General features: G+C 50.6%; 15 protein-coding genes. 6 read left to right on the top strand and 9 right to left on the bottom strand.

Annotation, left to right across the window (positions count from 1 at the left end; genetic code table 11):
* Positions 1-7 precede the first annotated feature (7 nt).
* The 5 genes from HQ41_RS04355 to HQ41_RS04335 are packed head-to-tail and all read right to left on the bottom strand — an operon-like array spanning position 8 to position 6118.
* Complete coding sequence (locus tag HQ41_RS04355) at positions 8-769, bottom strand: shikimate dehydrogenase (RefSeq protein WP_044188422.1); 762 nt, start codon at positions 767-769, stop codon at positions 8-10.
* On the bottom strand, positions 753-1475 hold the full coding sequence (ubiE, locus tag HQ41_RS04350; RefSeq protein ID WP_044188419.1) for a bifunctional demethylmenaquinone methyltransferase/2-methoxy-6-polyprenyl-1,4-benzoquinol methylase UbiE: 723 nt from the start codon (positions 1473-1475) through the stop codon (positions 753-755). The genes HQ41_RS04355 and ubiE overlap by 17 nt, the downstream gene beginning before the upstream one ends.
* The gene (locus HQ41_RS04345) at positions 1472-2413 is read right to left on the bottom strand and encodes a phosphoribosylaminoimidazolesuccinocarboxamide synthase (protein ID WP_044188416.1); all 942 of its coding nucleotides are present in this window, start codon (positions 2411-2413) and stop codon (positions 1472-1474) included. Before HQ41_RS04345 ends, ubiE begins: the two co-directional genes overlap by 4 nt.
* An 8-nt stretch (positions 2414-2421) precedes the next feature.
* Complete coding sequence (locus HQ41_RS04340; protein WP_044188413.1) at positions 2422-3402, bottom strand: PhoH family protein; 981 nt, start codon at positions 3400-3402, stop codon at positions 2422-2424.
* A 4-nt stretch (positions 3403-3406) separates the two neighbouring features.
* Complete coding sequence (locus HQ41_RS04335) at positions 3407-6118, bottom strand: 4-alpha-glucanotransferase (RefSeq protein ID WP_044188410.1); 2712 nt, start codon at positions 6116-6118, stop codon at positions 3407-3409.
* Between the two features lie 633 nt (positions 6119-6751).
* On the opposite strand from HQ41_RS04335, the gene HQ41_RS04330 reads away from it, so the two are divergent.
* The 6 genes from HQ41_RS04330 (at position 6752) to HQ41_RS09295 (ending at position 19067) form a co-directional block, all read left to right on the top strand.
* Positions 6752-8404 (top strand): hypothetical protein, encoded by a 1653-nt coding sequence (locus HQ41_RS04330; RefSeq protein WP_044188408.1) that lies wholly within the window; start codon positions 6752-6754, stop codon positions 8402-8404.
* Between the two features lie 837 nt (positions 8405-9241).
* Positions 9242-10756 (top strand): Do family serine endopeptidase, encoded by a 1515-nt coding sequence (locus HQ41_RS04325; RefSeq protein WP_044188406.1) that lies wholly within the window; start codon positions 9242-9244, stop codon positions 10754-10756.
* A 381-nt stretch (positions 10757-11137) separates the two neighbouring features.
* The gene (locus tag HQ41_RS04320; protein ID WP_044188471.1) at positions 11138-13267 is read left to right on the top strand and encodes a glycoside hydrolase family 97 protein; all 2130 of its coding nucleotides are present in this window, start codon (positions 11138-11140) and stop codon (positions 13265-13267) included.
* Positions 13268-13366: 99 nt separating this feature from the next.
* On the top strand, positions 13367-16333 hold the full coding sequence (locus HQ41_RS04315; protein WP_044188404.1) for a TonB-dependent receptor: 2967 nt from the start codon (positions 13367-13369) through the stop codon (positions 16331-16333).
* 25 nt (positions 16334-16358) lie between these two features.
* Positions 16359-17915, top strand: a complete 1557-nt coding sequence (locus HQ41_RS04310) for a RagB/SusD family nutrient uptake outer membrane protein (protein ID WP_044188403.1) — start codon at positions 16359-16361, stop codon at positions 17913-17915.
* A 12-nt stretch (positions 17916-17927) separates the two neighbouring features.
* Positions 17928-19067: a SusE domain-containing protein gene (locus HQ41_RS09295; RefSeq protein ID WP_081964755.1), complete on the top strand. Its 1140-nt coding sequence runs from the start codon at positions 17928-17930 to the stop codon at positions 19065-19067.
* A 106-nt stretch (positions 19068-19173) separates the two neighbouring features.
* Here HQ41_RS09295 and HQ41_RS04300 read toward each other — a convergent pair whose 3' ends face one another.
* From HQ41_RS04300 to HQ41_RS09625, 4 genes are all read right to left on the bottom strand, one after another.
* A complete protein-coding gene (locus HQ41_RS04300; protein WP_161780579.1) occupies positions 19174-21795 on the bottom strand; it encodes a hypothetical protein in 2622 nt (873 codons plus the stop codon).
* Between the two features lie 24 nt (positions 21796-21819).
* Positions 21820-21999: a hypothetical protein gene (locus HQ41_RS09630; RefSeq protein ID WP_152567340.1), complete on the bottom strand. Its 180-nt coding sequence runs from the start codon at positions 21997-21999 to the stop codon at positions 21820-21822.
* Positions 22000-22606: 607 nt separating this feature from the next.
* Complete coding sequence (locus HQ41_RS04295; RefSeq protein WP_152567339.1) at positions 22607-25384, bottom strand: hypothetical protein; 2778 nt, start codon at positions 25382-25384, stop codon at positions 22607-22609.
* A 19-nt stretch (positions 25385-25403) separates the two neighbouring features.
* Positions 25404-25583: a hypothetical protein gene (locus tag HQ41_RS09625; RefSeq protein ID WP_152567338.1), complete on the bottom strand. Its 180-nt coding sequence runs from the start codon at positions 25581-25583 to the stop codon at positions 25404-25406.
* Between the last annotated feature and the right edge of the window lie 268 nt (positions 25584-25851).

Below are 25851 nucleotides of genomic sequence, written 5' to 3'. Positions count from 1 at the left end.
CTTAGTCTTAGGGAGTTTGCCAAATCTCCCAAGCCGCCAAGGCCTGCTTGTGGAGCATCTCCAATCCGTTTTTAGTTTGTGCCCCTTGCCTCTTGGCCTCGGCAAGGAAACCCGTTTCGCTCGGATTGTAGATCAGATCATAGCAGAGGTGCCGATCCGTGAGCTTCTCGTAGGGGAATAGAACCACCTCTCCGCAGCGCAACCCCACTGGCGTGGCCTGCACGATCAACCTAGCCTCTGGCAGATACGCCTCTATACTGTCGTAGCCTATGGTCCCCTCTCGAGGCGAGCGACTGACAAGGCAGGCATCAATCCCGAGCTGCTCAAGGGCATAGGAGGCAGCTTTGGCTGCTCCACCCGTGCCGAGTATCAGAGCCTTTGCACCACTTAGATCGGGCAAATAGGGCAATAGAGAGTCCCTAAAGCCAATGATATCTGTATTGTGTGCAGCAATATGCTTGACCTGCCCACGAGCATCTCGGCGTATGTGCAGCACATTGGCTGCCCCAGTGGCGACAACCTCTGCCGATAGCTCCGTGGCATACTCGACTACAGCCTCTTTGTAGGGCGAAGTAACATTGAGCCCGTAGAGATTGGTCTGCTTCTGAAGCAGAGGGCCGAGCAAGTCGATCGAACTAAGCTCATAAGGCGTATAATAGGCAGCTATATGCTCACGCTCAAAGAGCTGAGAAAAAAAATCCGCTGAGAAGGAATGTCCCAGCGGATAGCCAATCAGGCCAAATTGTTTTGGATTATTTGATGCCAACATAGATAGCGCAAGTACCGGGGGTTAGAGACTGGTAGTAGGCAGTGCCGAAGCCAGCCTCCTCAAGGATCCTCGTCATTGCCTTCCTCTGTGGGACGGCAGCGATAGACTCAGGGAGGTATTTGTAGGCTCTGTCGTCGTCCGAGATGAGGCGCCCCACTAGCGGTATGAAGTGGCCAGCATAGAGCTTGTATCCCATACGCATGATGAGGTTCTCAGGCTCGGTTAGCTCAAGGATCACTACGGGCTTGCCGGGGCGAAGCACTCGGTAAATCTCCTTGGCGGCACGAGGGATATCGTCAAAATTGCGGATACCGAAGGCGATCGTCACCGCATCGAACGAATTATCCTCCAGAGAAAGCGCCGTACAGTCCTCACGAGCAAAACTAATTCGCTCGTCCAAGCCGAGCGAGTGCACCTTGTCTTTGCCCACACGCATCATCTCCTCCGATATATCTACCCCTAGCACCTCCTCGATGCTAGGGATAGCAGTGACCAGCTCGATGGCCAAATCGCCTGTTCCAGTAGCCACATCAAGTACCTTGCTAGGCTTGTATGGCTCGAGTAGTGCGAGCACTTGCTTACGCCAGCTCTTGTCTAAGCCAAGCGATATGATGCGGTTGAGGCGATCGTAGGTAGGTGCGATACGATTGAACATACGCTGCACCTGCTCCACCTTGGGCGCTTCGTCCTTGTAGGGTGTAATCATCTAAGTGCCTCCCTTAGATTTCGCTCAATGCGCTGTGCGATATCTTCGCTGTCTGCCTTAACGAAGGGGCGACCTGTCACCTGTTCGTACAGCTCGATGTATCGCTCCGATACACTCTGGCAGTACTCTGGCGTCATCTCTGGCACCTGATCGCCCTCACGTCCTTGGAAGCCTTGCTCGATGAGCCATTGGCGCACAAACTCTTTGGACAGTTGTTTCTGCGGCTGACCACTCTCGAAGCGCTCTGCATAGCCATCGGCATAGAAATAGCGGGACGAGTCGGGCGTGTGGATCTCGTCGATCAGATAGATCTTGCCGTCCTTCTTGCCAAATTCGTACTTCGTGTCTACGAGGATTAGCCCACGCTCACGAGCCATCTCTTGGCCACGTGCGAAGAGGGCGTAGGTGTATTGCTCGAGTTGTTTGTAGTCTTCCTCCGTGACGATACCTTGAGCGATGATTTCCTCTCGTGAGATATTTTCGTCGTGCCCCTCATCGGCCTTAGTCGTTGGGGTAATGATTGGTGTAGGGAAGGCTTCGTCCTCACGCATACCGTCGGGCAGAGTAATCCCACAGATGCTGCGCTCGCCAGCCTTGTAGGCACGCCAAGCACTACCAGTGAGGTAGCCGCGGATCACCATCTCCACCTTAAATGGTTCGCAGCGATGACCAAGCGAAACCATTGGGTCTGGCGTAGAGATAAGCCAGTTGGGCACGATGTCTTTGGTTGCCTCTAGGAAGTAGGTAGCGATCTGGTTCAGCACTTGCCCCTTGTAGGGTATCCCCTCGGGGAGTACCACGTCGAAAGCAGAGATGCGGTCACTAGCTACCATAGCCACTAGCCCCTGCTCAAGGAAATATACGTCACGCACCTTGCCGTGGTAGACGCCCGTCTGACCGGGAAGGTGGAAGTTGGTTGTTGTTAAAGTCTTATTCATCGCAAATCTTAGTTATTAGTATCGTTATACGTCTGTATTTCTCGTCTATCGGCGTTGTCGTAGACCTCAACGATACGCTCGACGAGTGGGTGGCGGACAATGTCCGTTTTGGAAAAGCGAATGAAGCTGATACCTGCGACCTCCGCTAACTTCTCAGTGGCGTCTTTGAGTCCAGACTTCACTCCACGGGGCAGGTCTATCTGAGTGGTGTCGCCCGTGACGATCATCTTGCCATTGTTGCCAAGGCGTGTGAGGAACATCTTCATCTGCTGTGGGGTGGTATTCTGTGCCTCGTCTAGTACCACAACGGCATCGCTGAGCGTACGCCCACGCATAAAGGCAAGCGGAGCAATCTGGATAATGCCTGTGTCTAGGAGATCTTTGAGCTTAGGGGCAGGGATTAGTTCGCCTAGAGCATCGTAGAGTGGTTGCAGATAGGGGTCCAACTTATCCTTCATCTCTCCGGGGAGGAACCCAAGCTTCTCGCCAGCCTCTACGGCAGGACGAGAGAGAATGATGCGACGCACCTGCTTATTCTTGAGGGCTTTCACCGCCAAACAGATGGCGATAAACGTTTTGCCCGAGCCCGCAGGTCCAATAGCAAAAGTCAAGTCACAGCTATCGAACTGCCGCACCATACGCTTTTGGTTTTCGCCACGAGCGCAGATAGGTTTGCCGTGTAAGCCATAGATAATGGTGTTACTCGGTGCTTGTTCTTCGCTCTCGCTGGTAGTGTCGCCCCCTTTGACCACCTCTATAATCTGCGCCTCGGTAAGCTGATTGTAGCGCACACAAATCCCCTCGAGCCGCTCAAGAGCAGAGAGAATGCGCTCGGCCTCGGGCTGAGCTGCGAGCACTTTGATCACATTGCCGTGCAGCACTAGCCGACAGCGAGGGAAGAGGTTGGAGAGCGTGATGAGATTTACTTTGTTCGCTCCGACGAACTGCTGTACGTCAGCCTCCTCTAGTACGTAGATACGTTCTATCATTGGTCTAATCTCTATGTGTATCGCAGAGCATCTGAGCGATGCGGCTGCTCCAGTCTGCGTGCCGATCCATCATATCTTCTAGGCAGACCGGCAGACGATAGGCCCACTTCTGATGTGGATCCTCGGGGTGATTGATTTGTTCGTCCTCGGGGGCGAGCAGATGAAGTCGGCTGTCTATGGCCATCCAGTCCGCTATGGGCAAAACGACAAACATAGCAGGCGAAGAGAGGTGAGCACGAACGATACGCTCCATGACCTCGGCTACGGGCGCCTCGGCCCATAGCCCCGAGTGAGGTAGTTGATTCGCCAGATAATGCTCCCTCTGCTCTCGACTCAGCTGTGTCCAGCACAGACGCAGGGGCGCCATATCGTGCGTAGAGGTTGTGCAAATCGACAGATAGGGAATGGAGTGCATGGGTACTAAACCCGTAGCTGTTGGCGTCTTGGGCATACGCTCCAAATCGAGGGTAAGGATCTGCAATTCGTCCAAGACCTCGGGGACGGAAGCGGGGATCATACCTAGATCCTCGGCACAGACGAGCATATCCGTACTCTCGAGTAGGGGGATTAGGCGCTGGGTTGCGGTACGCTTCCACAGCTCGTTGTGCACCTCGTAATAGTAGTGATGATTGATTTTGTCCCACAACCTACGAGCCTCAAGGCTCCAACGCTTGTAGAGCTTCGTTTTGTCGAAAGCGATGCGTGGATGATAGGAGCCGGGCTGATTCATATCCTCGACCAATGCAATCTCTTTGCACAGCTCGATGAGCAAGGCTCTTGTAGTTTCTCCTCCCGGAATGCGCTCCACAGGAAGACTTGCATAGGCGCTCTGCTGAGTGTAGCTCAGTCTATAAAATTTACTTCGCTCTATGGGGATAACAAGCCCCGATGCCACAAGTTCTTTGACTCTACGAGGGAAGAGCTCTTGCAGATCTTCTGCATGAACGCAAGGATATATCAGGGCTTCTAGGCTACCAAGCAGGGCAAATTGCTTAACCCAGAAATTGCCACAGAGCGGATAGGCTGGTGTAAAGTGTCCAAGTAGCCCCGAGTACTGAGTCCGTGGAATCTCCCAAATACGGAAGAAACCTAGAATATGGTCGATACGGAAAGACTTGAAGTATGCCGACATACGCTCGAAGCGTCTACGCCACCAGAGCATATTGTCCCGATACATTACCTCCCAATTGTAAGTAGGGAAGCCCCAGTTCTGTCCGTCCTCGGCGAAGTCATCGGGCGGAGCACCTGCCGATCGGCCAAGGTGGAATAGCTCTGGGTGCACCCACGTCTCGACGCTCTGTGGCGCCACCCCGATCGGGATATCACCCTTGAGCAGAACGCCTCGATCCTCGGCATAGGCCCGGGCCTGCAACAGCTGCTCGCTAAGCAGATATTGTAGATACTTATAGTACCCTGCTCGCCGACGATGCTCATCACTATCTAGTAGCTGAGCAATGGCGATGCGATTGTAGCAAGCATATTGCCCCCACTGCTCATGCGCCTGCCCCTCGTTGAGGTCACGCAACAGACAAAACGCCGTATAGGGGACGAGCCATTCGGCATGCTGAAGCACAAAGTCCCGGAAAGGTTTCTTACGCATCAGCATAGCGCCATGATCCTCGTAGTGCAGACGCAGATACTCTTCTTTGAGTGCCATGACCTCGGGGTAGAGTAGCGTAGGGCTCATACGCAGCTGAGCCGCACGCTCCTCGAAGTGGCGCTGTAGCTCCCTGTCCTTGAGAGGGGCTAGAGCTGATATATCGAGATAGATAGGGTGTAGTGCATCGACCGAGATCGCATTGTAGGGATACGAATCTCGCCAATCTCGGTAGTAGGTCGTGTCATTGATAGGTAGCAGCTGTAGTACATGCTGCTTGGCTCCTGCCGCCCAGTCTATGGCCAAACGCAAGGTCCCGAAGTCGCCTACTCCCCAGTCACTCCTCCCTCTGAGCGAGAAGAGAGGTGCCACACTGCCTGAGAAGTGAGGCCTATAGTCGCCCTCCTCGAAGCTCATACCCGAGAGATAGATCGCATCATAGCAACCATGAGAGGGCAGGGTAAACTGCCGATTGTCCCGAGCTTCCCAGCGGATATGCCCACGAGCGTCCTCTGCCATGAAAAACTTGAACCACACATCACGGCTCGGCAATGCTGCTCTGTCTAGCACGATGCTAGCATACCACTCACCCTTGCCCAAGTAGGACATCTGCACGGCCTTGTGTATATCCCAGCCTCCTAGCTGAGCCGTCGAGCCCGAGAGATAGAGCTGATGCCCACGTGGAACCGTGGGGGCGTAGATCTGAAAGATAAGTTTCTCGCTGACCTCTAGACTTCGCTTGACGATCGTACTACTCTCCTCCTCGTGCCTAAAAAGCACGTCATAGAAAGCAGAGCTGTAGAAGGGGGAATTGGGCGGACGATTGATCCAGTGGTCGTCCATGTGTATCGTGCGGAATGGTTCTTTGATCTGGAGGCGGTGCATGCGCTTCCACTCACGGCGGAGCACTTGACCAGACTGATCCTTGACTAGATAGTAGTACGATAGATCTTTTCTACGTCCATCGACGAGGACACGGCCTGTCCACAGCTCCTCACCCTCTGCTTGTAGCTCAATCGCTTTGTCTTCGTCCCAGCTACCAAGCTCCGTAGTCGAACCGCTGATACACAGCTTATGCCCCCAATTAGCCTTATATTTTATCGAGAAGGTAACTTCCATTCACACAATAAATCAAGTGATGAGCAAAGTTACTCCATTTCTCCGTCATACGAAAGCTGTATCGGACGTCTGAAGACTTAGGACCTCGGCGTATCGGCCAAACCCTTCATTACGGATAATTTATATGATTTCATATATTTTATTGTTTTGTTGGCTAATTTGCTACCTTTGAGGCAATCGCAGGACACAGACTTGGTCTTTTTGTCTTATAGACAGAGCCGTGTTGGGCTGTGATTGAGGGAGCATAATGGCACCATATGGTCCATGTCTAGCCGAGGGAGTGTAGCCTGCCCTCCGCCAGTGCTGGAGCAGTGCTTTGGGTTACCATTATTAAATAGGATTTGACACACCTATATTATATGAGTAGGGCTGAAAACAAAGAGATATAGCAGAGGCTGGTGTCTAGGGGAATGTCGAGCGAAGCCTTGCCACTGACACACAAGCCCAAACAAGAGTAAGATAGAGAGGCAAAACTTAGATTTTGGCACTACTTAGAGACCTCTAGTACGATGCAGAGCAAGCGCATAGCTAGAGCCCAAGCCAAAAGGAACAGCACTGAGGTACCGTGCCACGCCTACGAGAGAGCTAGTGGCAAGGACTACCCCAAATAGCCAAACAATAATCAACTACATTATGAACAAAGAACTGCACCAAGGGATGAGCCGCTACGCCTCGCTGGCACAAGCCCTGCTGATAACCTCCCTACTCCTATGCTCTGGAGGTTTAGATCTAAACGCACAAATATCCATGTCACGCCTACAGCCGACCTCTTCGCTACGAGCAATGGAGGACCCTATCGCAGAGGGGCCGATTGTCCTAGATCACGACGAAGCCTATAAATGCCCCGTACAGGGTGCCTCCGACCAAGGCCGCTACATCTTTGGATATAGCTTCGACAGCTCTTTTATCTACGACAGAGAGAGCAAGCAGTACACCATACCGAGCACTGGCACACGTGTCATCTATGTCTGGGATAGTGGTGATGCTGTAGTTTTCGTCAATCAGAATAGCGGTGGTATTCTACCCAAGGGTAGTACGCAGGTCAAGTCCTTCACCTCGCCAAAAGCAGACTATCCCTACGTTGGTCCCATCTATGCGACCTCCAACACCCAATATATTATTGCCAACCTCTCTAATGGGGGCTATCATGTCTTGCCGGCCATCATCAGCCGCAGCGATGCGGGCACCTATGTAGTCGAGGAGCTACCTGCCCCCAAGGAGGATCTACTCGGGGGAGAAGCACAGTACACCCAAGCACGCTTCTGCGCAGAGGACGGCTCCATCGTCTATGGAGTACAAGTGGACTGGCATGGCATGTTTCACCGACTAGTACGCTGGGTACGAGACAGCGAAGGCAACTACCACTTCGAGGGTATGCTCGATGACCTTTTCTTCAACCTGCAAGCCCCCAAACCCGGACCAAAACCTCAGGAAAAAGACTACATCACAGTACCCGATACCGACCCCAAGTATCAAGAGCAACTGCAAGCCTACCACAAAGCAGCCCAAGAGTGGGCGAAGAAAGTACTCGCACGAACCAAAACGGTTTCATTCTTCTCCAAGAAGCTACAATTCTCTAGCGATGGCAACTTCATCTGTGGGGCAGTTCGTCAAGCAGAAGACGACGAAACGTACACGAAAGAGTATCCCTTACTCTACGACCTACGCAAGTCCGAAGCACAAATCATACGGGATATGGAAGGCTACTGTGCTGTAGATGTTTGGGGAGGCCAACACCTATTTTGCTTTACTGGGGCTCCTCCCATCGGTGGCTCGTCTGTATGGTCGCTCGCCACTAAGAAGCCTCAAGCCTTCCTCAAATGGCTATCGGCACGGTGTGGTAGAGACCTCAAGAAAGATTTTACCTACGAGAGCATCGACGATCTTACAGGAGAGAAAAAGGAAGTCACACTACCGGGCTATCCCACACGCTCTCGAGGAGGGCTAGTGATAACTTTCTTTGGTCTTGGGCAAAGTGAGGAACATAATGCACGCAATAGCTATTTGGTCTTCAAGAAGCCTTTCGGCACATTTATAGAGGAGGTGCAACCTAGAGAAGCAAACCTCTTCGGAGGCTATCAGGCTAGCACCAGAGCACTATACACCTCAGCCTCGGGCTGTCAGATCTCCGTCTACGATACCCAAGGGATATTATGCTTCCAAGGCGAGAGCAACACCGAGGGCGTCTGCCTACTGCCTCAATCACTAACGCAAGGGGCATACATCATCACACTAGTACACCCCAATAAGGGGAATACCTCCGTCAAACTCCATATAGACAAGTAAGGCGCCACACCTAGCATCGGGGCGCCTCTAGACTGCTTCGGGGCTGTGTCAAATTCATTTTTGGCACAGCCCCTTTTAATTTTAAGGTGTCTTAGAAGGCGTAAGATGCAAGGATTGCGGAAATCGAGAGCAGAGCGGAGCACAGCAGCTTGTACATTATAAAATAGCGCACATCTATCTGTGGGCTTGGGCACTCTGGGTGCAGTACCAGATGACTGGGCTAAAAATCCTCGAGCCTAGAAATTGACCTTTCGCATTTTTAGTTAAAGTATGTAAATAACCTAACCTTAAATTCGGACGAATGGAGCGGCATTTTGTGGGGGAATTGCTTCACTCTTGCGGAGAAACTCAGAGAGTTTTTTGGGGATTGATGGACCAATACCCAGCGATATGTCCACTAATCTGAAGAAATTGGTGGGAAGAAATGCCCCAAAATCCGCGTCACTTGGCTAGAAGGGCCCACTCGGAGATACTATCAATCTAATTAATAAAGAATTACAAAGAGGCGTTTCTAGAGGGGTATTTTCATCCGTCTAGTACCAAGTGCCAGAATGAGGGCGAGCGGCTTCTAGAGCCCCTTAGGAGGCAAATACGCCCTCTTCTCTTTTTCGGCCCGTCGGCAGGAGATCTTCCCAACAACATTCTGAAAACTGCTCGAAAATATAAATCTGCGGAGGGGAGAGCATACCCCCACTCCGAATGTTGTTTGACGAGGCTCTGGAGGGAGCCTGTGGGAATTTCGCTGTGTTTTTTGTTATTAAGACAATAGTAGCCGAATAGGCTGCGTTTATCAGAAGTAATATCAAGATAGAAATAACAACCATTTAGTAAGCAGATATGAAGAAACTATGGAAAAATTTGGCATATGGTAGTGCCTTGGTAGCTGTGAGTGTGGTGGCCTCTGCCACTACGGTATTGGTTATGGATGCCGAGAGAGATGATCTCGACGAGATCGCCTACATACACCCCCACCAGTCTACCGCTCTAGACTATGGCTTCCAGAATACGGCATACAGCCATGGGAGCAAACCCGTAGGGGCAGCCCCAGACCTTACCCCAGCGGCCGAGAGCTCCGTGCTAGCAGTGGTGCACATCAAGGTAGAGAAGGAGCAGCAGAGCAGTATGTCGCAGGCAATTGACCCGTTTGAGTTCTTCTTCGGACGTGGCAGCGGTATGCAACGCCGCAATACCCCCGTGGTGGGCTATGGCTCTGGAGTCATCATCAGCAACGATGGCTACATCATCACCAACAATCATGTGATCGACAATAGCGACAAGGTGAGCGTAACGCTCAACGACAATCGTACCTTCAACGCCAAGCTCATCGGCACTGACCCCTCTACGGACATCGCTCTACTGAAAATCGATGCCAAGGAACTCCCAACCATACCTTTCGGCGACTCAGACAAGCTCCGCCTAGGCGAGTGGGTGCTGGCTGTGGGCAATCCGTTTAACCTAACGGGCACTGTAACGGCAGGAATTATCAGTGCCAAGAGCCGCAATACGGGCGCAAGTGCGTCGGGACAGCTCAAGGCCGAGGCTTTCATACAAACAGATGCGGCAGTCAATTCGGGCAATAGTGGCGGTGCGCTGGTCAATGCTGCGGGCGAACTCATCGGGATCAATACGATGATCTACTCCCAGACAGGCAACTATGCAGGCTATTCCTTTGCCGTACCCATCAACATGGCAGCCAAGGTGGTCGAAGACATCAAGAAGTTTGGCACCGTACAGAGAGCTCTGCTCGGAGTAGCTGGACGTGATGTAGATGCCGACCTCGTCAAGCAGGAGAATCTAAAGGTCAATAAAGGATTCTACATAGGCGACTTCTCCGAGATCAGTGCGGCTCTAGCGGCTGGCATCGAGAAGGGGGACGTACTTGTGGCCATCAACAACGCTCCCGTGGACAACTTCGGCCAGCTCCAAGAGCAGATTAGCCGCTATCGCCCCGGCGACGTCGTGCAGGTCAAGGTCAATCGTAAGGGTACGGAGAAGGTCTATAAGGTAACGCTCAAAAATGTAGACGGAGGTCAGGGCGTCATCAAGCAAAATAGCAATGCAGAGCGACTGGGAGCCCAGCTACGTGCCCTAGACAGCCAGCAGCTACGCAGCTACGGCCTATCGTATGGGGTAGAGGTGGAGCGCATCTCATCGGGTGCACTCAAGTCGGCAGGCGTCAAGGAGGGCTTCATTATCCTCACCGCCAACGACCGCCCCATCAGATCGGTGAGCGACCTAAACAAGGTAGTCAGCCAGACACTTGAAGCCCGTGGACGCTCACAGCGTCTGTACATCAGAGGCTTCTATCCTAGATCGGGAGATGTGGTGGCGTACGATGTAGAGCTAAAGTAAGATATCGCACGAGGGATATATGGCCCTCACGAGTTAGTAGTTTAGTCAATTAGGTTTGTATTTTTATTCCAAAGAAGCAGGCGGGTGTGGAGTTTATTTGGCCACGCCCGCCTTCATTATATGTGGTCTTCTTCGGCAGTAGCGACTCCCCTTGATGCCAACCGCTAGACCTATCCTCCCTTGATTTTTAGCAGATATTCGACCTAATTTTGTTTATATAATAAAATATCGCTAAATTTGCGGGCTTATTTTACATAAATAGAAAATAGAAAACAAGCATATAGAGAAAAATAAAAACTCATATCCTCGGCTGATAAGATATAAGGGATCGTAGCAAAATGGAAATATTGTAAGCGTATAACTAATAACGTAAGAAAGATGATGAAGAAAGTAACACTAATGGCACTGGGGCTATGCCTGATGAGTGCCTCGGTCTACGAGGCGCTAGCTCAGAAGCTCAGCTCGCCCGGGAAGAAGCTGGAGATGAACTTCCAGCTCAATGGTCAAGGGGAACCCACCTATGACCTCAAGCTAGCCGATGGCACTGTCGTGACCAAAGCTAGCCGTATGGGCTTCGAGATGAAGGACGGCAAGCAGTCGATGGACAAGAACTTCGAGGTAACAGACTACAAGACCTCCACCTTCGACGAAACTTGGACGCCAGTCTGGGGCGAAGTCAAGGAGATTCGCAACCACTACAACGAGCTACTCGTACACCTGCAGCAGCGTGCTACGGGCAATCGTATCGCTATTCGCTTCCGCCTCTACGACGACGGGCTAGGCTTCCGCTACGAGTTCCCTGCGGGCAAGCAGCAGAATTTCCTTGTCGTGCAGCGCGAGCTCACTGAGTTTGCCCTCCCGGGGGATATGAAGGCCTTCTGGGTACCCGGTGACTACGACACGCAGGAGTACGACTACACCACAAGTCGCCTCTCCGAGGTGCGTGGCCTATTCGACAAGGCTTATACGGAGAACTGCTCTCAGAAGGCATTCTCCAAGACAGGTCTACAGACTCCACTGCAGCTCAAGAGCGACAATGGTCTGTACATCAACATTCACGAGGCAGCCTTGATCGACTTCCCTGCGATCAACCTAGAACTAGACGACAAGACTTTCGTCCTCAAGACAGAACTCACTCCCGATGCACAGGGCGACCGTGGTCATATCGCAGCCCCTTTCAACACACCTTGGCGCACAATCATTGTCAGCCGAGATGCACGTGATATCCTTGCCTCCAAACTCACTTACAACCTCAACGAGCCTTGTGCCTACGAAACGACCGACTGGATCAAACCCACGAAGTATATGGGCGTCTGGTGGGAGATGATCACAGGCAAGAGCTCTTGGGCATATACCGACGACCTACCCTATGTGAAGATCGGCGAGACGGACTACACCAAGGCCAAGCCCAACGGCAAGCACGCCGCCAACAACGAGCGTGTCAAGTACTACATCGACTATGCTGCCAAGCACGGCTTCGATGCAATCCTCGTAGAGGGCTGGAATGTAGGTTGGGAAGACTGGTTCGATCTATCTAAGGACTATGTATTCGACTTCGTGACGCCCTACCCAGACTTCGATGTGGCTATGCTACGTGACTACGCCAAGAGCAAAGGCGTCAAGATCATCATGCACCACGAGACCTCTGGCTCTATCCGCAACTACGAGCGCCATATGCATCAGGCCTACCAGTTCATGAAGGACAATAACTACAGCGCCGTCAAGAGTGGCTATGTAGGCGATATGATCCCTCGTGGAGAGCACCACTACGGCCAGACTCTAGTCAATCACTATCTCTACGCTGTCAAGGAAGCTGCCAAGTATGGCATCTCGGTCAATGCCCACGAGGCAGTGCACATGACAGGCCTTAGCCGTACTTATCCCAACCTCATCGCCCAAGAGTCGGCACGAGGTCAGGAGTATCAAGCCTTCGGGGGCAACAATGGCAACCACCTGACGATCCTGCCCTTCTCCCGCCTCATCGGTGGCCCAATGGACTATACGCCCGGTATCTTCGAGACGGATATGACGAAGCTCAATCCCGGCAATACCAATCAGATCAAGGCTACAATCGGCAATCAGCTCGGTAGCTATCTGACCATGTACAGCCCTCTACAGATGGCTGCCGACCTACCCGAGCACTACGATCAGCACCTTGATGCCTTCCAGTTCATCAAGGACGTAGCCGTGGACTGGGACGACAGCAAATATCTAGAGGCAGAGCCGGGCGAATACATCACCGTAGCTCGCAAGGCCAAGGGAACAGACAAGTGGTTTGTAGGTAACGTGGCTGGCTACGACGGACACAAGTCTACGCTCGTGCTAGACTTCCTCGATGCGGGCAAGAAATACACGGCGACAATCTATGCCGATGCCAAGGGTGCGCACTACGCTACCAATCCCAAGGCCTACACAATCAAGAAAATGACCGTCAAGAAGGGTAGCAAGATCAAGCTCGAGTCTGCTCCGGGCGGAGGCTATGCAATCTCTCTAATCCCTGTGAAGAAGTAGTTCTCTATACGTTATAGGTATGCTGCCGAGCTCGGCAGCATACCTATAGCATTGGAGTACCTAGACCAGCGTACAGAATAACACTCAAATCCAATTTATATGAAACAAGGTAACATCAAAGCCAGAGCTTTTTGGTTCGTATTGGCTACGTTGCTATTTGTCCATACGTCTTGGGCTCAGGATATCCTGCTCAAAGGCGTAGTGGTGGATAGCAAGGGCGAGAGCATCATCGGTGCGTCTATTCGCCTCAAAGGCAATCCCAGCGTAGGGACAGTAACCGACTTCGATGGCAACTTCCAACTCAAGGCACCCAAATCGGAGACACTGTTGATCTCATACATCGGCTACGTCAATCAAGAGATCGCAGTAGTTACAGCGGTTAGCCCTCTGCGCATCGTCTTGCAAGAAGACAATCAGACCCTCAAGGAGGTCGTAGTCATCGGCTATGGGTCGATGCAAAAAAAGGATCTAACGGGATCTATCACAAGCATCAACGAGAAGAACTTCCAGAAGGGAGCAATCTCTACTCCCGGCGAGCTCCTCGTCGGCAAGGTAGCTGGTGTGCAGATCACGCCCGACGGCTCTCCCGGTGGTGCGAGCAAGATTCGCATTCGTGGTGGCGCTTCGCTCAACGCTAGCAACGATCCGCTCATCGTCATCGACGGTGTACCCATTGACAATAGTGCAGCTGCTGGCGCTCCTAGTGTACTAAGCTCAATCAACCCGCAGGACATCGCCTCGATGAACGTGCTCAAGGACGCCTCGGCTACGGCGATCTATGGTTCACGTGCCTCCAATGGGGTCATCATCATTACCACCAAGCGCGGTAAGATGGGGCAGGATCTGCAAATCAACTTCTCCACGACGAACTCCATTGCACATGCTTCTAAGCTCGTCGATGTACTCGGTGCCGATGCCTTCCGCAAGCTCGTTACCGAGATCGACCCAAGCCGCAAGACTATGCTAGGCTCTGCCAATACCAACTGGCAGCGTGAGATCTACCAAGCAGCCTTCGGTACGGACAATAACTTGAGCGTTAGCGGTGCAGTGGGCATGATTCCTTTCCGTGCCTCGATCGGCTACTACGACCAGAATGGTGTGCTCAAGACCGACAACATGAAACGTGTGAGCACAGGTATCAGCCTCAATCCTCGCTTTCTAGACAACCATCTGACCATCGACGCCAACCTCAAGGTGTCTGGCACGAAGAATCGCTTCGCTGACAGAAGTGCGATCGGTGATGCCGTGACTTTCGACCCTACACAGCCAATCTTCGCAGACGGCTTCGAGCAGTTCGGGGGCTACTTCACTTGGATGAACGGCGACAAGATCAATGCCCTCTCTCCTGTAAACCCCGTGGCTAAGCTCAACCTAAGGGACAACAACAGTAATGTACTCCGCTCTCTCGGTAGTATGAAGATCGACTATCAGACGTTCTTCCTCCCCGAGCTACGCTTTAGCCTCAACCTTGGCTACGACTATACACATGGCAAGGGTAAGATCTTCGTCCCTGAGCAGGCCTCTTGGGAATGGAACCGAGGCACGACTCCGGGTAAGGGTGGAACAAACAATGAGTACGAACAGAAGAAAGTCAATCTACTGCTAGACTTCTACGCCAACTACGCCAAAGAAATCGAGTCGCTCAAGAGCCGCATCGATGTGATGGCAGGTTACTCCTATCAAGACTGGAAGACGACGGACTACAAGTTCGCCGACCGCACAGCCTCTGGCGAGGTCGTGAGCAAACCAATCTTCCCCGTAGACTATCCACAGAATACGCTAGTTTCTGGTTATGCACGTCTGAACTACAGTTTGATGAACCGCTACCTCTTCACCGCAACAGTCCGTGCCGACGGATCTTCACGCTTCAGCAAGGAGAACCGCTGGGGTATCTTCCCCTCGTTGGCTCTGGCTTGGCGTATGAAGGAGGAAGGCTTCCTCAAGGACGTTGATGCGATCAACGACCTCAAACTACGCCTTGGCTACGGTGTGACGGGTCAGCAGGACGGCATCGCCAACTACAGCTATCTCATGGGCTACTACCTGAGCCAGAATACAGCGATGTATCAGTTCGGCGACAAGTTCTACAATATGTATCGCCCAGCAGCCTACGACAAGGACATCAAGTGGGAACAAACAGAGACCTACAACGTCGGTCTTGACTATGCGTTCCTCAACAACCGCATCTCTGGTACGGTAGATGTGTACTACAAAAACACCAAGGACCTACTCAACGAAGTGCCTATCCCTGCAGGGTCAAATTTCTCAAACAAACTGCTGACCAACGTAGGTAACATTACGAATAAGGGGATTGAGTTCACGATCAACGCTACGCCAGTACAGACTAAGGACTTCAACTGGGACGTGAGCATGAACTTCACGATCAACGACACCAAGATCACTAAGCTCAACCTCACCGAGGATCCCAACTATCTAGGGGTGCTACACGGTGGTGTGACTGGCGGCACTGGCAACAACATTCAGATCCACTCTGTAGGCCACACACCCGGTTCGTTCTTCGTCTTCAAGCAGCTCTACGACCCATCGGGCAAGCCTATTGAGGGTGCATACGCAGACCTCAATGGCGATGGCCTCTACAACGAGAAGGATCGCTACCACTTCAATTCGCCCAACCCCGATCTATTCATGGGCTTCTCCACAAGCTTGACCTATGGCAAATGGTCGCTCTCGACAGCTCTACGTGCTAGCTTCGGCAACTACATCTACGACAATATATCCTCCTTCATGGCCGTGAAGAACGAAGTCGTGAATCCCAATAGCTTCCTGCGCAACACGACGAGCGAGATCTACAAGAGTGGCTTCGCTACTGGGCAGTATATGTCGGACTACTATATCCACAATGCCTCATTCTTGCGCATGGACAACCTCTCCCTCGGCTACGACTTCGGCAAGATCTTCGGTAAGACAAACCTAAGAGCAACGGCTACGGTGCAGAATGTCTTCACGCTAAGTGGCTACAAGGGCATGAACCCAGAGCACGCAATCGATATGCAGCTCTACCCAGTGCCTCGCACTTACTCGCTCAACCTATCGCTAACGCTCTAGAGAGGGCATCAACTACGTAATTTGTATGAATAAGCATATCAACAAAAAAGGCATCCTAGTAGCAGCATTAGGTGCACTCATAGGGCTATCGGCCTGCGTCAAAGACCTTGATCGTAGACCAACCAACATCACGACATCCGAGAATATCCTCAGCTCTGGCGAGTCTACTAAGCAAGCACTTGCCAAGGTATACGGTGCATTTGCCCTCACGGGCAACGAAGGCCCCGCAGGGCAAGGCGACGTAGCAGGCATAGACGAAGGCTTCAGTGACTTCTTCCGCAATTTCTTCAACCTGCAGGAGCTCTGCACGGACGAGGCAATCTGCACATGGAGCGATGATGGTCTACCCGACCTACACAACCTAAACTGGTCTTCGTCCAACCCCTTCGTCAAAGGACTCTACTACCGCAGCCTGTATCAGATCAAACTCGCAGTAAACTTCCTTGAGCTTACCGAGAGCAAGGCTAGCGACCCTACGATCAAGCAGTACAGAGCCGAAGCGCGCTTCCTTCGTGCCTTCCAGTACTGGATAATGATGGATCTACTCGGCAACCCGCCCATGATCGACCAGCAGCTCGGTACAGGGAAAGTATTCCCCAAGCAGATCCAGCGTGCCGATCTATTCAAGCACATCGAGAGCGAACTCAAAGAGATCGAGAATGATCTGGCAGCACCTCGCACCAACGAATATGGTCGTGCTGATAAGGCCGCCGCTTGGGCACTACTCTCTCGTATGTATCTCAATGCCGAGGTGTACACGGGGACAGAGCGCTATGCCGATGCAGCCGAATATGCCGAGCGTGTAATCCTCTCTGGCTACAAGCTAGCAGAACAGTACGCTTCCCTATTCCGTGCGGACAACGATGTCAATAACCCAGAGACAATCTTAGCCATTGGCTACGACGGCATCAACAGCAAGAACTGGGGTGGTGCAACATTCCTAGTCAACGGCTCGACGAATGCCGATATTCAGAAGACGCTCGGCGTCAATATGGGTGTCGATGGCGGTTGGGGTGGCAATCGTGCCACATCTGCCCTAGTAGCTCAGTTCGAGGGAGCTGACAAGGAAGACAGCCGCTACCTCATGGATCACAGAGAGCTCAACATTCAGAAGGTATCGGACATTATGCAGGGGGTATGGATCACTAAGTTCCGCAATGTGAAGTCCGACGGCTCTGCTGCCAAGCACAATACCTTCGTCGATACGGACTTCCCTCTTTTCCGTCTGGCCGAGATGTACCTCAACTACGCTGAGGCTTCTGTAAGGGGCAAGGCTGATGCGAGCAAGGGGCTTGAGTATTTCAATAGACTACGCCAGAGAGCCTATGGCAATAGCAATGGTGCTATGCGCAGTATCTCGCTCGATATTCTCCTCAAGGAGCGTGCCCGCGAGCTATACTGGGAGTGCCTCCGTCGTACTGACCTCATCCGCTTCGGCAAATTCACCTCTGGCGAATATCTCTGGCCATGGAAGGGCGGTATCGCGGAGGGTCGCGGTGTAGAAGATCACTACAAGCTCTACCCTCTGCCTGCCGACGATGTACAGTCCAATAGAAACCTCAAGCAGAATCCCAAATACTAATCTAGCATCTGTATGAAACGATATAATGTAGCAATCAAAAGCCTCATGAGCCTTGCCCTAGTGGCGGCTCTAGGCTCTTGCGACAAGAACGAAGAGCGCATCCTAGTCTCTGCTCAGCAGGCTAGCGTGCTCAAGCTAAGCACTGCCGAAGTTGCGATCGACAAGAGCACGCTCGACGAGACAGCCCTCACACTCGAGTGGACGGCCACTCGCTTCAGCTACGACAAGGTTGTAGCCAACTACGAGCTACTCATCACGAGACCAACACAAAAAGCAGAGACTAAAGATACCCTAGCTATCGAGCTTGGGCCAAATATGCTGATGCGCAAGTACACCTACCTAGAGCTGAACCAAATCCTCACGGGCAAGCTCAAGCTAGCCACTGGAGTAGCCGAAGAGTTGAACCTGCAGATCAGAGCTATTCCCTACACGACTGCACCAACGAGAGTGCCTCAGTCTGTAGCAGCTATCTCGTCTGCCGTGAAACTCAAGGTAACGCCTGCTGACATCCGTACTAAGTCGCTCGACTACTTCTTCGTCGGCAGTATGTTTGGCGACGAACATAAGTGGCAAAAAGATTATGCAGGCTTCCCATTCTTCCTAGACGCTCCCGATGGCAAGGCCTACACCTATACAGGTAAGTTCGCCGCAGGCGCTGAGTTCAAGATTGACCACGAGCTTAACCTCGGTGTTTGGGACAAGGCTCTCGGCACACCTGCTGCGGGCAAGCTAGAGCTCGGCAAGGGGGACAACATCAAGGACGCTACCGCAGGTGGCTACTTCACGGTGAGCTTCGACCCAGAGGCACTTACCTATTCGGTAGAGCCTTTTGCAGGTGCAGAAGGAGCTACGGTCTACAAGAGCATGGGGCTGATTGGCTCCTCTGTAGGAGGCTGGGATAATGATGTTGATCTGACTCAAGCCAGCTACGATCCTCATATCTGGAAGGCCGAACGCATCGAGATCGCAACTGGAGAGCTGAAAATCCGTGCCAATGACGCTTGGGATAAGAGTTGGGGCGGTACAAGTTTCCCTGTAGCTAAGTCCGACAGTGGCGACAACATCAAAATCTCGGCCGAAATGGCTGGTGCATACTTCGTAGTCTTCAACGACCTAACGGGGCACTACCACTTCCGCAAGTTGGCTAAGTAAGCCATATAATCTCCTAAGATAAGTAGGGTGTGCCGAAAAAATCGGCACACCCTACTTATCTTAGGACTACGCTTACCCTATATTAGGGCGAAGTGCTGGAGAATTTCTAGCGATGCACTGGTCGCGAGTTTTTGTACAGATCAGGCCTACCTAGAGGCGTCCTCTTCTTTGTGAAATTGCTACCGCGATCTAGCTTGAGCCTCTTGCCTCCAGTAAGCATCGCTCCATCGAGTGAAGCTAGCCATCTATACCCTAACGTCTGCTTATTGATCGGCAAACTATTATCTGTAGCTGTGTGACTAGCCGGATTTATGGTAACCACCCAGTCGTCTGACCAGTCGGAGGTTACCTTGACAGTCCGATAAGGAGGCATGAAGGGGAAAATGACTCCATCTTTACGATTCTGAGTATAGTAGTCAACGCTATTCGTCTTCACAAGCTCGGACCTATAATCATTGAACGTACCTGAGAACCCTAAGTTACTTATACCAATAGGTGCGGTTGTGTCTATAACCTTCCTTCGACCATCGATAATTTTAACTAGGGCTAAGCCATCTCTGACACCTCCATTATTCTGACTATTGATATTCAAAACCTCAGTATTACAGCCGATGAAGTATCTGAAACGCTTCTCCGCTTCGTACCAAACATTTTTGCGAGGGACATCGGGGAAGAATTGAGCCCACCAAGACTGTGTCGTCGCATCAACCTGCGTATAGCCGGGAGCCCCAAGCAACACAATCTGACCCGCCTCAAGACGCTTCTTATTATCTACTAGGAACTGATTAAAAGGTCGTCTAAAATCCCCAGTAAAAGACCACGTGTAGTCTGCTTCTTGCTCAGATGTACCCTCTCCTTCTACATGGACTAGCCCATCTTTATCTGTATACCCTCTAACCATCTTACTCTTATCCAAGCTGCTGAGATAGTAGAGCTGTGCGGTATTAAGATCGTCTGTGCCAGTACCACCCGATGTCCTATACTGCATCTTTGTTCCATCAGACACTAGACGTACCAGAGCATAGTCATCAAGATTGATAGGTAGCCTAGAGGGATTCTGCAACTCGACAACAGAGAAGTTGCGACTTCCCTCTTTTCTATACACAAGCTCCGTGATCATGAGATCAGCACTGATGGTGGCATATAGACGAGGCGTTTTACCGACTTGATTCTTGAAGTCAGCATTGGTTTGATGCACCACAACCATTGGCTGAGTACGGAAAGAACTCTGTTTGAGGAATTGTAAGTACATATCTGGCCTCTCAGATGGCTTAAGGGTCCAGACAGTCGCCGGGAAATACTCTTGCTCTGAATGAGCAGAGTGAGCATCGATCCAAAAGTAAGTGAAGGGCTTCTGTGGGGTCTGTTTCTTAGGCATAGCCCACTGCACATGATAAACTACATCGGAATAATTGCCGGGAGGATCATCCCCTAGAGTTGGCCTAGGAGTAGTAAGACCGATCTTCATCCCCGACAACTTCGTGCCATACAATATGGTTGGCTGTGAAGCCTCGAAGAGAGCCATGGCGACATCAGCCTCTGCCATTGTTTCGGGCATTTCTATACCGCCAGACTGTGTGATAGCAAATCGGTCCGAAACCATAGGCATATCCCAAGGGTAACCGAAGTTGTAGTCAGCCACTGATGCCTTATACATCTTTAGCCTCTGAGCCTCTTTCAGCTTCGACTTAATGGGCTCCCAAGCAGGGATACCATAGCCATTACCACCATTACTCTTTTCAAATGCCGCCTTCAAGCTCTCTGTATCTAGCTTATATTGGCCTTGAAAGTCGAGAGTATTGGATACGACCTCTGCTCTACGCATATCAATACCCTCATAGACATTGGCAGTAATCTGATAGTTGAGCAGTAGCCCCTGAGGTTTGATCCTGAAAGTGGTATTCTGTGCCAAGCGTACCAATACATTTGGCCTATCTGTGATAACCTCGCTATCGGCCGAGGTGGCTCCCGTCTTGATCTCTAGACGCTTCCAATCCGAGATTAGAGGGATTTCTTGAGGTCCTGACGAATATGAATAGCCATTGAACCCAGCCCATTTAGCATCTGGCGCAACACGGCGAGCTTCTGCTGCACCCGTCCCAGCTGTTTGATTATTACCGACAAACAAAACGACATCTCGGTCAAGACTATTGTCATTTAGGCTATTCCTATCGCTAGGTCTCTCTCCAAAGAGTGCAATTTCTTGCCCTGATTGAGTAGCAGTAATATCAGCCTCTGCATCTAGGATAAACATCGCATGCCACGTCTCGTCACTCTCGAAGGTAAATAGGCTTTTATTTTTCTTAGGATCTTCCTTTTTCAGCCAGAAGCGTACCTTCCCTGAAAGTCCTTTCGGACCAACAGAAATGAACTGAGCCTTACCTCTATTACGAATAAAGTTAACCTTGCCGCCTTTCTCTCGCCTTAGAATTACGTCCACCTCTATTTCTTGCCCCTCGACGAATTTAAGACGAGGGTAGCTTAACTTGGCCTTATCATCTGAAGCTGATCGATCAAACTCTATCTCGAAGCTTCTAAGCTCATCCTCTTCGGAGATCAACACATCGCTCTCAAAAAAAGGGACATAATTTTTCTCGAGAGATGTGCCCTCTCCGGGCTTGGGTTTGGAGAGGGCATCGTCCACCTGCTGGAACTTGTCTTGGCAAGCCACAAGGCTTACCCCCAGCAGGCATGCGCTCACAAGCCATATAAATCTCATTTTCACCATACTTTCTTTACCTTTTCATTTAACCTAGTAGAATTCATCTCCATCGTCATAGTTGCCGACCTCTCCCTCTAGATTGAGTAGAGATTCCGACGTCGTTGTAAGCAAGCTAAGAGGTGTGTGGAGGCTATGGAGCTCCACCTCTGGGCTACAATACCGCAATTTGCCTTCTAACAAAGGGATACTGATTGTTTTAAGTTTTGACATATTGTTTCGTTGATTAAGAGGGGAATTAAAAGTGCTAGCACAGCATCTGTTTCGATGCTACCACTAAGGATGCTCAAGCCAGTAGCTGCAACACCCAAGAAAGCCATTAAGGGCATGACAGCCTTGCCCACATAGCTTAGCATTTGATGAATTCAAAAATCTTCATCCGTCAAACCAAGAAAGAGGGAGGGAACCCAACTCTCTCACTAAAGTAATCGCCAATCTGTTCTCTTCTTAGATTGAGGCAGGTCTTTTCCTGCACATATCATTCTGACACAAATATATGAATTATTCCCGAGAAAATCTAAGACTCTGTATAACCTAGGGCTCTTCCTCCCTTTCTTAGCTGAGGCTACAAAATACAGAGAGCTCTGGGCACAAGGCTTTGGCTTTGGGATACGCAAAAATTAGCCTTACGTTCTAGCAAAATATATGCTAAGAGGGTGTGGGCAAAACTCTGTTTTGCCCACACCCTCTTAGAGGCACTGCGTCTAAATGTATAAGATGCAAGATGTAAGCCGCAAACAGAGCGGAACCTACTCCTGCTACGCTAACGAAGCAGTCTAGGGATATAATCTATAACTCACTACCTATTTATATCTACGCCCTAGCGATGCACCGGGCGAGACTGCTTATATAAGTCAGGTTTGCCTAGAAGTGTTCTTCCCTTTACGAAGTACCTACCACGAGATAGGCGCAAATTTTTTCTCTCCCCAGCTATTTGGTACTTCGCTCCGTCAAGAGAGGCTAGCCACCTATGGCCTAGAGTCTGCTGCTCCCCTGTCAATTCGCCATCAATACCCGTATAGCTCGCAGGGCCCATAACAAGGTCCCAGTCATCCGACCACTTAGACGTAGTCTTAACTGTACGATAAGGCGCCATGAAAGGGAAGACTACACCATCTTTACGCTTCTGGGTATAGTAATTTGAGTTTGTACTACCACCTTCCTTACTTTTGGGATTACTAGAGTGTAGATATTGGTTCTTATAGCTCTCGAATGTGCCAGAGAACCCAAAGTTGCTGGAGCCAATAGGTGCGGTCGTGTCAACAACTTTCTTCTTAGTAGTCTTCACATCGAAATGTTTACTACTCCCCTTATCGAAGAACTTAACCAAGGCCAAGCCATCTCCCACACCTCCCTTATTTTCACTATTGATGTTCAGGACTTGAGTATTACAACCGATGAAGTACCTGAAACGTTTCTGAAGATCATACCAAATACTTTTTCTTGGATTTACAGGGAAAAACTGTGACCACCAAGGCTGCGTTGTTGGATTGTATTGAGTATAACAAGGAGAGCCGAGCAATACAATCTGCCCTGCCTCAAGACGCTTCTGGCCATCAGTCTCAAATTGGTGGTAAGGACGCTTATAGTCTCCCATATACTCACCTGTGTACCAATCTCCATACTGATCTTCGGTGAAACTACCTGGCCCATCAGCTGTATATTTCTCATCCGTGTCTCGATAATCTCCAACCATCTGTTTTTTGTCTAGATTTTGCAGGCAGAAGAATTCAGCATGATCAAGATTATCTGTTCCTTGGCCATTGGACATTCTGTACTGCATCTTACTGCCGTTGGATATGAGGCGTACTAGAGCATAGTCGTTGAGGTCAATAGGCAGTCTAGAGGGGTTCTGCAGCTCAACGACAGAGAAATTCTTGCCCCCCTCGACCCTATACACAAGCTCAGTGATCATCAAATCCGCACTGAGCGTTGCGTAGAGGCGAGGGGTTTTACCTGTTTGGCTAGTAAAGTCAGCATTGGTTTGGTGTACAACGACCATTGGCTGAGTTCGGGGGCCTCTCTGCTGGATGAAATCTATGTACTTGCCAGATGTTTCGGGTGACGATGGGTTAATAGAACTAACTCTCGCATTGAAGTACTCCTCCTCTGAGTGGGCAGAATGCGCATCCATCCAGAAGTAGGTGAAGCGTTCGCTTGCGGCTGGAACCTGTTCCTTCGGCATCGCCCATTGTACATGGTAGACTACATCCCAATAATTACCAGGAGCATCTTTTGTTAAATTCTTTCTTGGTGTAGTCAGCCCAATTTTAATGCCAGATAGCTGATTTTGATACTCTTGACTTGCCTCAGAACCACCGAAAAGCACCATAGCAACATCGGAATCTGGCATAGTGGTAGCACTCATCCTCATAGCAGGCGTAGCACCTACTTGTGTTTCGGTAAATCGGTCTGAGATCATTGGCATATCCCAAGGAAACCCGAACTGTAGGTTCTCTGCTGGCGCCTTATACATCATAAGCGCCTGAAATTCTTTCAGCTTGGACTTAATAGGTTCCCAGGCTGGAATACCAAAGCCATTGCCACCACCGCTCTTCTCAAATGCAGCTTTTAAGCTCTCTTCATCAAGTTTATATTTGCCTTGGAAGTCTAGGACGTTGGATACAATCCCTGCACGGCGCATATCTACCCCCTCGTAGACATTTGCTGTAATCTGATAATTGAGCAAAAGTCCTTGAGGCTTGATGGTAAAGGCCCTACTCTCCGCCAAGCGTACCAGCACATCTGGTCGTCCTTCATTAAGTTTAGGATTACCATTAGAGTCGCTCAGTACAAGTTTCTGCCAATTAGAAACTAGCGGGATCTCTTGTCTTCCTGGAGAGTTTGTACGGTCTATGGCAGCAGGAGCACCACGCCTCGCACCCTTGGCACTAGTACCAGCACCCTGATTGTTGCCAACAAATGTGATAATACTCTCATTGGTGTTAATCAAGGAACTTCTTGCCGCTGGGCTCTCTCCAAAGATTGCAACCTCCTTACCGCTTTCATCCGTGAGAGCACCTGCCTCTGCATCAAGGATCAACATAGCATACCACGTTTCATCACTCTCGAAGGTGAATAGGCTTTTGCTCTTCTTGGGATTCGGCTGTTTGATCCAAATACGCACTCTGGCTTTACGTCGACTCTCCTCCGGCTTTCCTATGAACTGAGCGATACCTCTTTCGCGAATGAAGTTAATTTGCTCACCCTTTTGGCGTCTTAGGAGTATATCCACGTTCATATTGGGATTGACAACTTCCTCACTACTCCATTTTTTTGTCGCAGGATTCTGCGTATACTTTAGGTATGTAAACCTCAAGCGTGGAGAGCGTATCTTAGGCAGACCTTTTTGGTCTTCAGGCCCCACAAAGTCCATTCCCACACTTCTGAGTTGATCCTGCTCGTCTTCTGAGAGCTGCATCTCTGTTTCCATGAAGGGAATAAAATCCTCTCCGATAACCACACCTCCCTCCGACTCTGCTTTAGGCTCAGCCTTAGGCAGCGAGTCGTCTACTTGTGCAAACTTATCTTGACAAGCCACGAGGGTTACCCCTAGCAGGCATGCGCCCACAAATCGTATAAATCTCATTTTCTTCATATTTTACCTTTCATTGAACCTAGTAGAACTCATCTCCATCGTCATAGTTGCCGACCTCTCCCTCCAGATTGAGCTGAGACTCCGACATCGTCGTGAGCAAGCTAAGAGGAGTATGGAGGCTATGGAGCTCCATCTCTGGGCTCTGATACTGTAATTTGTTCCCCAACGAGGGGGAACTGGTTACTTTGGTTTTTGACATATTGTTTCGTTTTTAAGTAGTTAATCAAAATTGTACGACAAGCTCGGTGCAGACGTAGTACACTCTCGCAGCCCTACCGAGTTGCTAGCACAGATGTGCTCGATCCTAAGCAAGGGTAGCACCTTTATTCATAGCCCCATACAATGGGTTCACTGCTATAGGCTATCATGTACACAAAGGGAAATCGTTTAGAGAAAAGACTCTCCGTATCACAGAAAGACATAAATGCTTCATACAGATTGTTCCGCACCTCTGTCCCAGACGCACA

It is taken from the genome of Porphyromonas sp. COT-290 OH860 (genome assembly GCF_000768935.1).
Lineage (GTDB): Bacteria > Bacteroidota > Bacteroidia > Bacteroidales > Porphyromonadaceae > Porphyromonas.
This window is presented reverse-complemented; position numbering and strand designations above follow the sequence as displayed.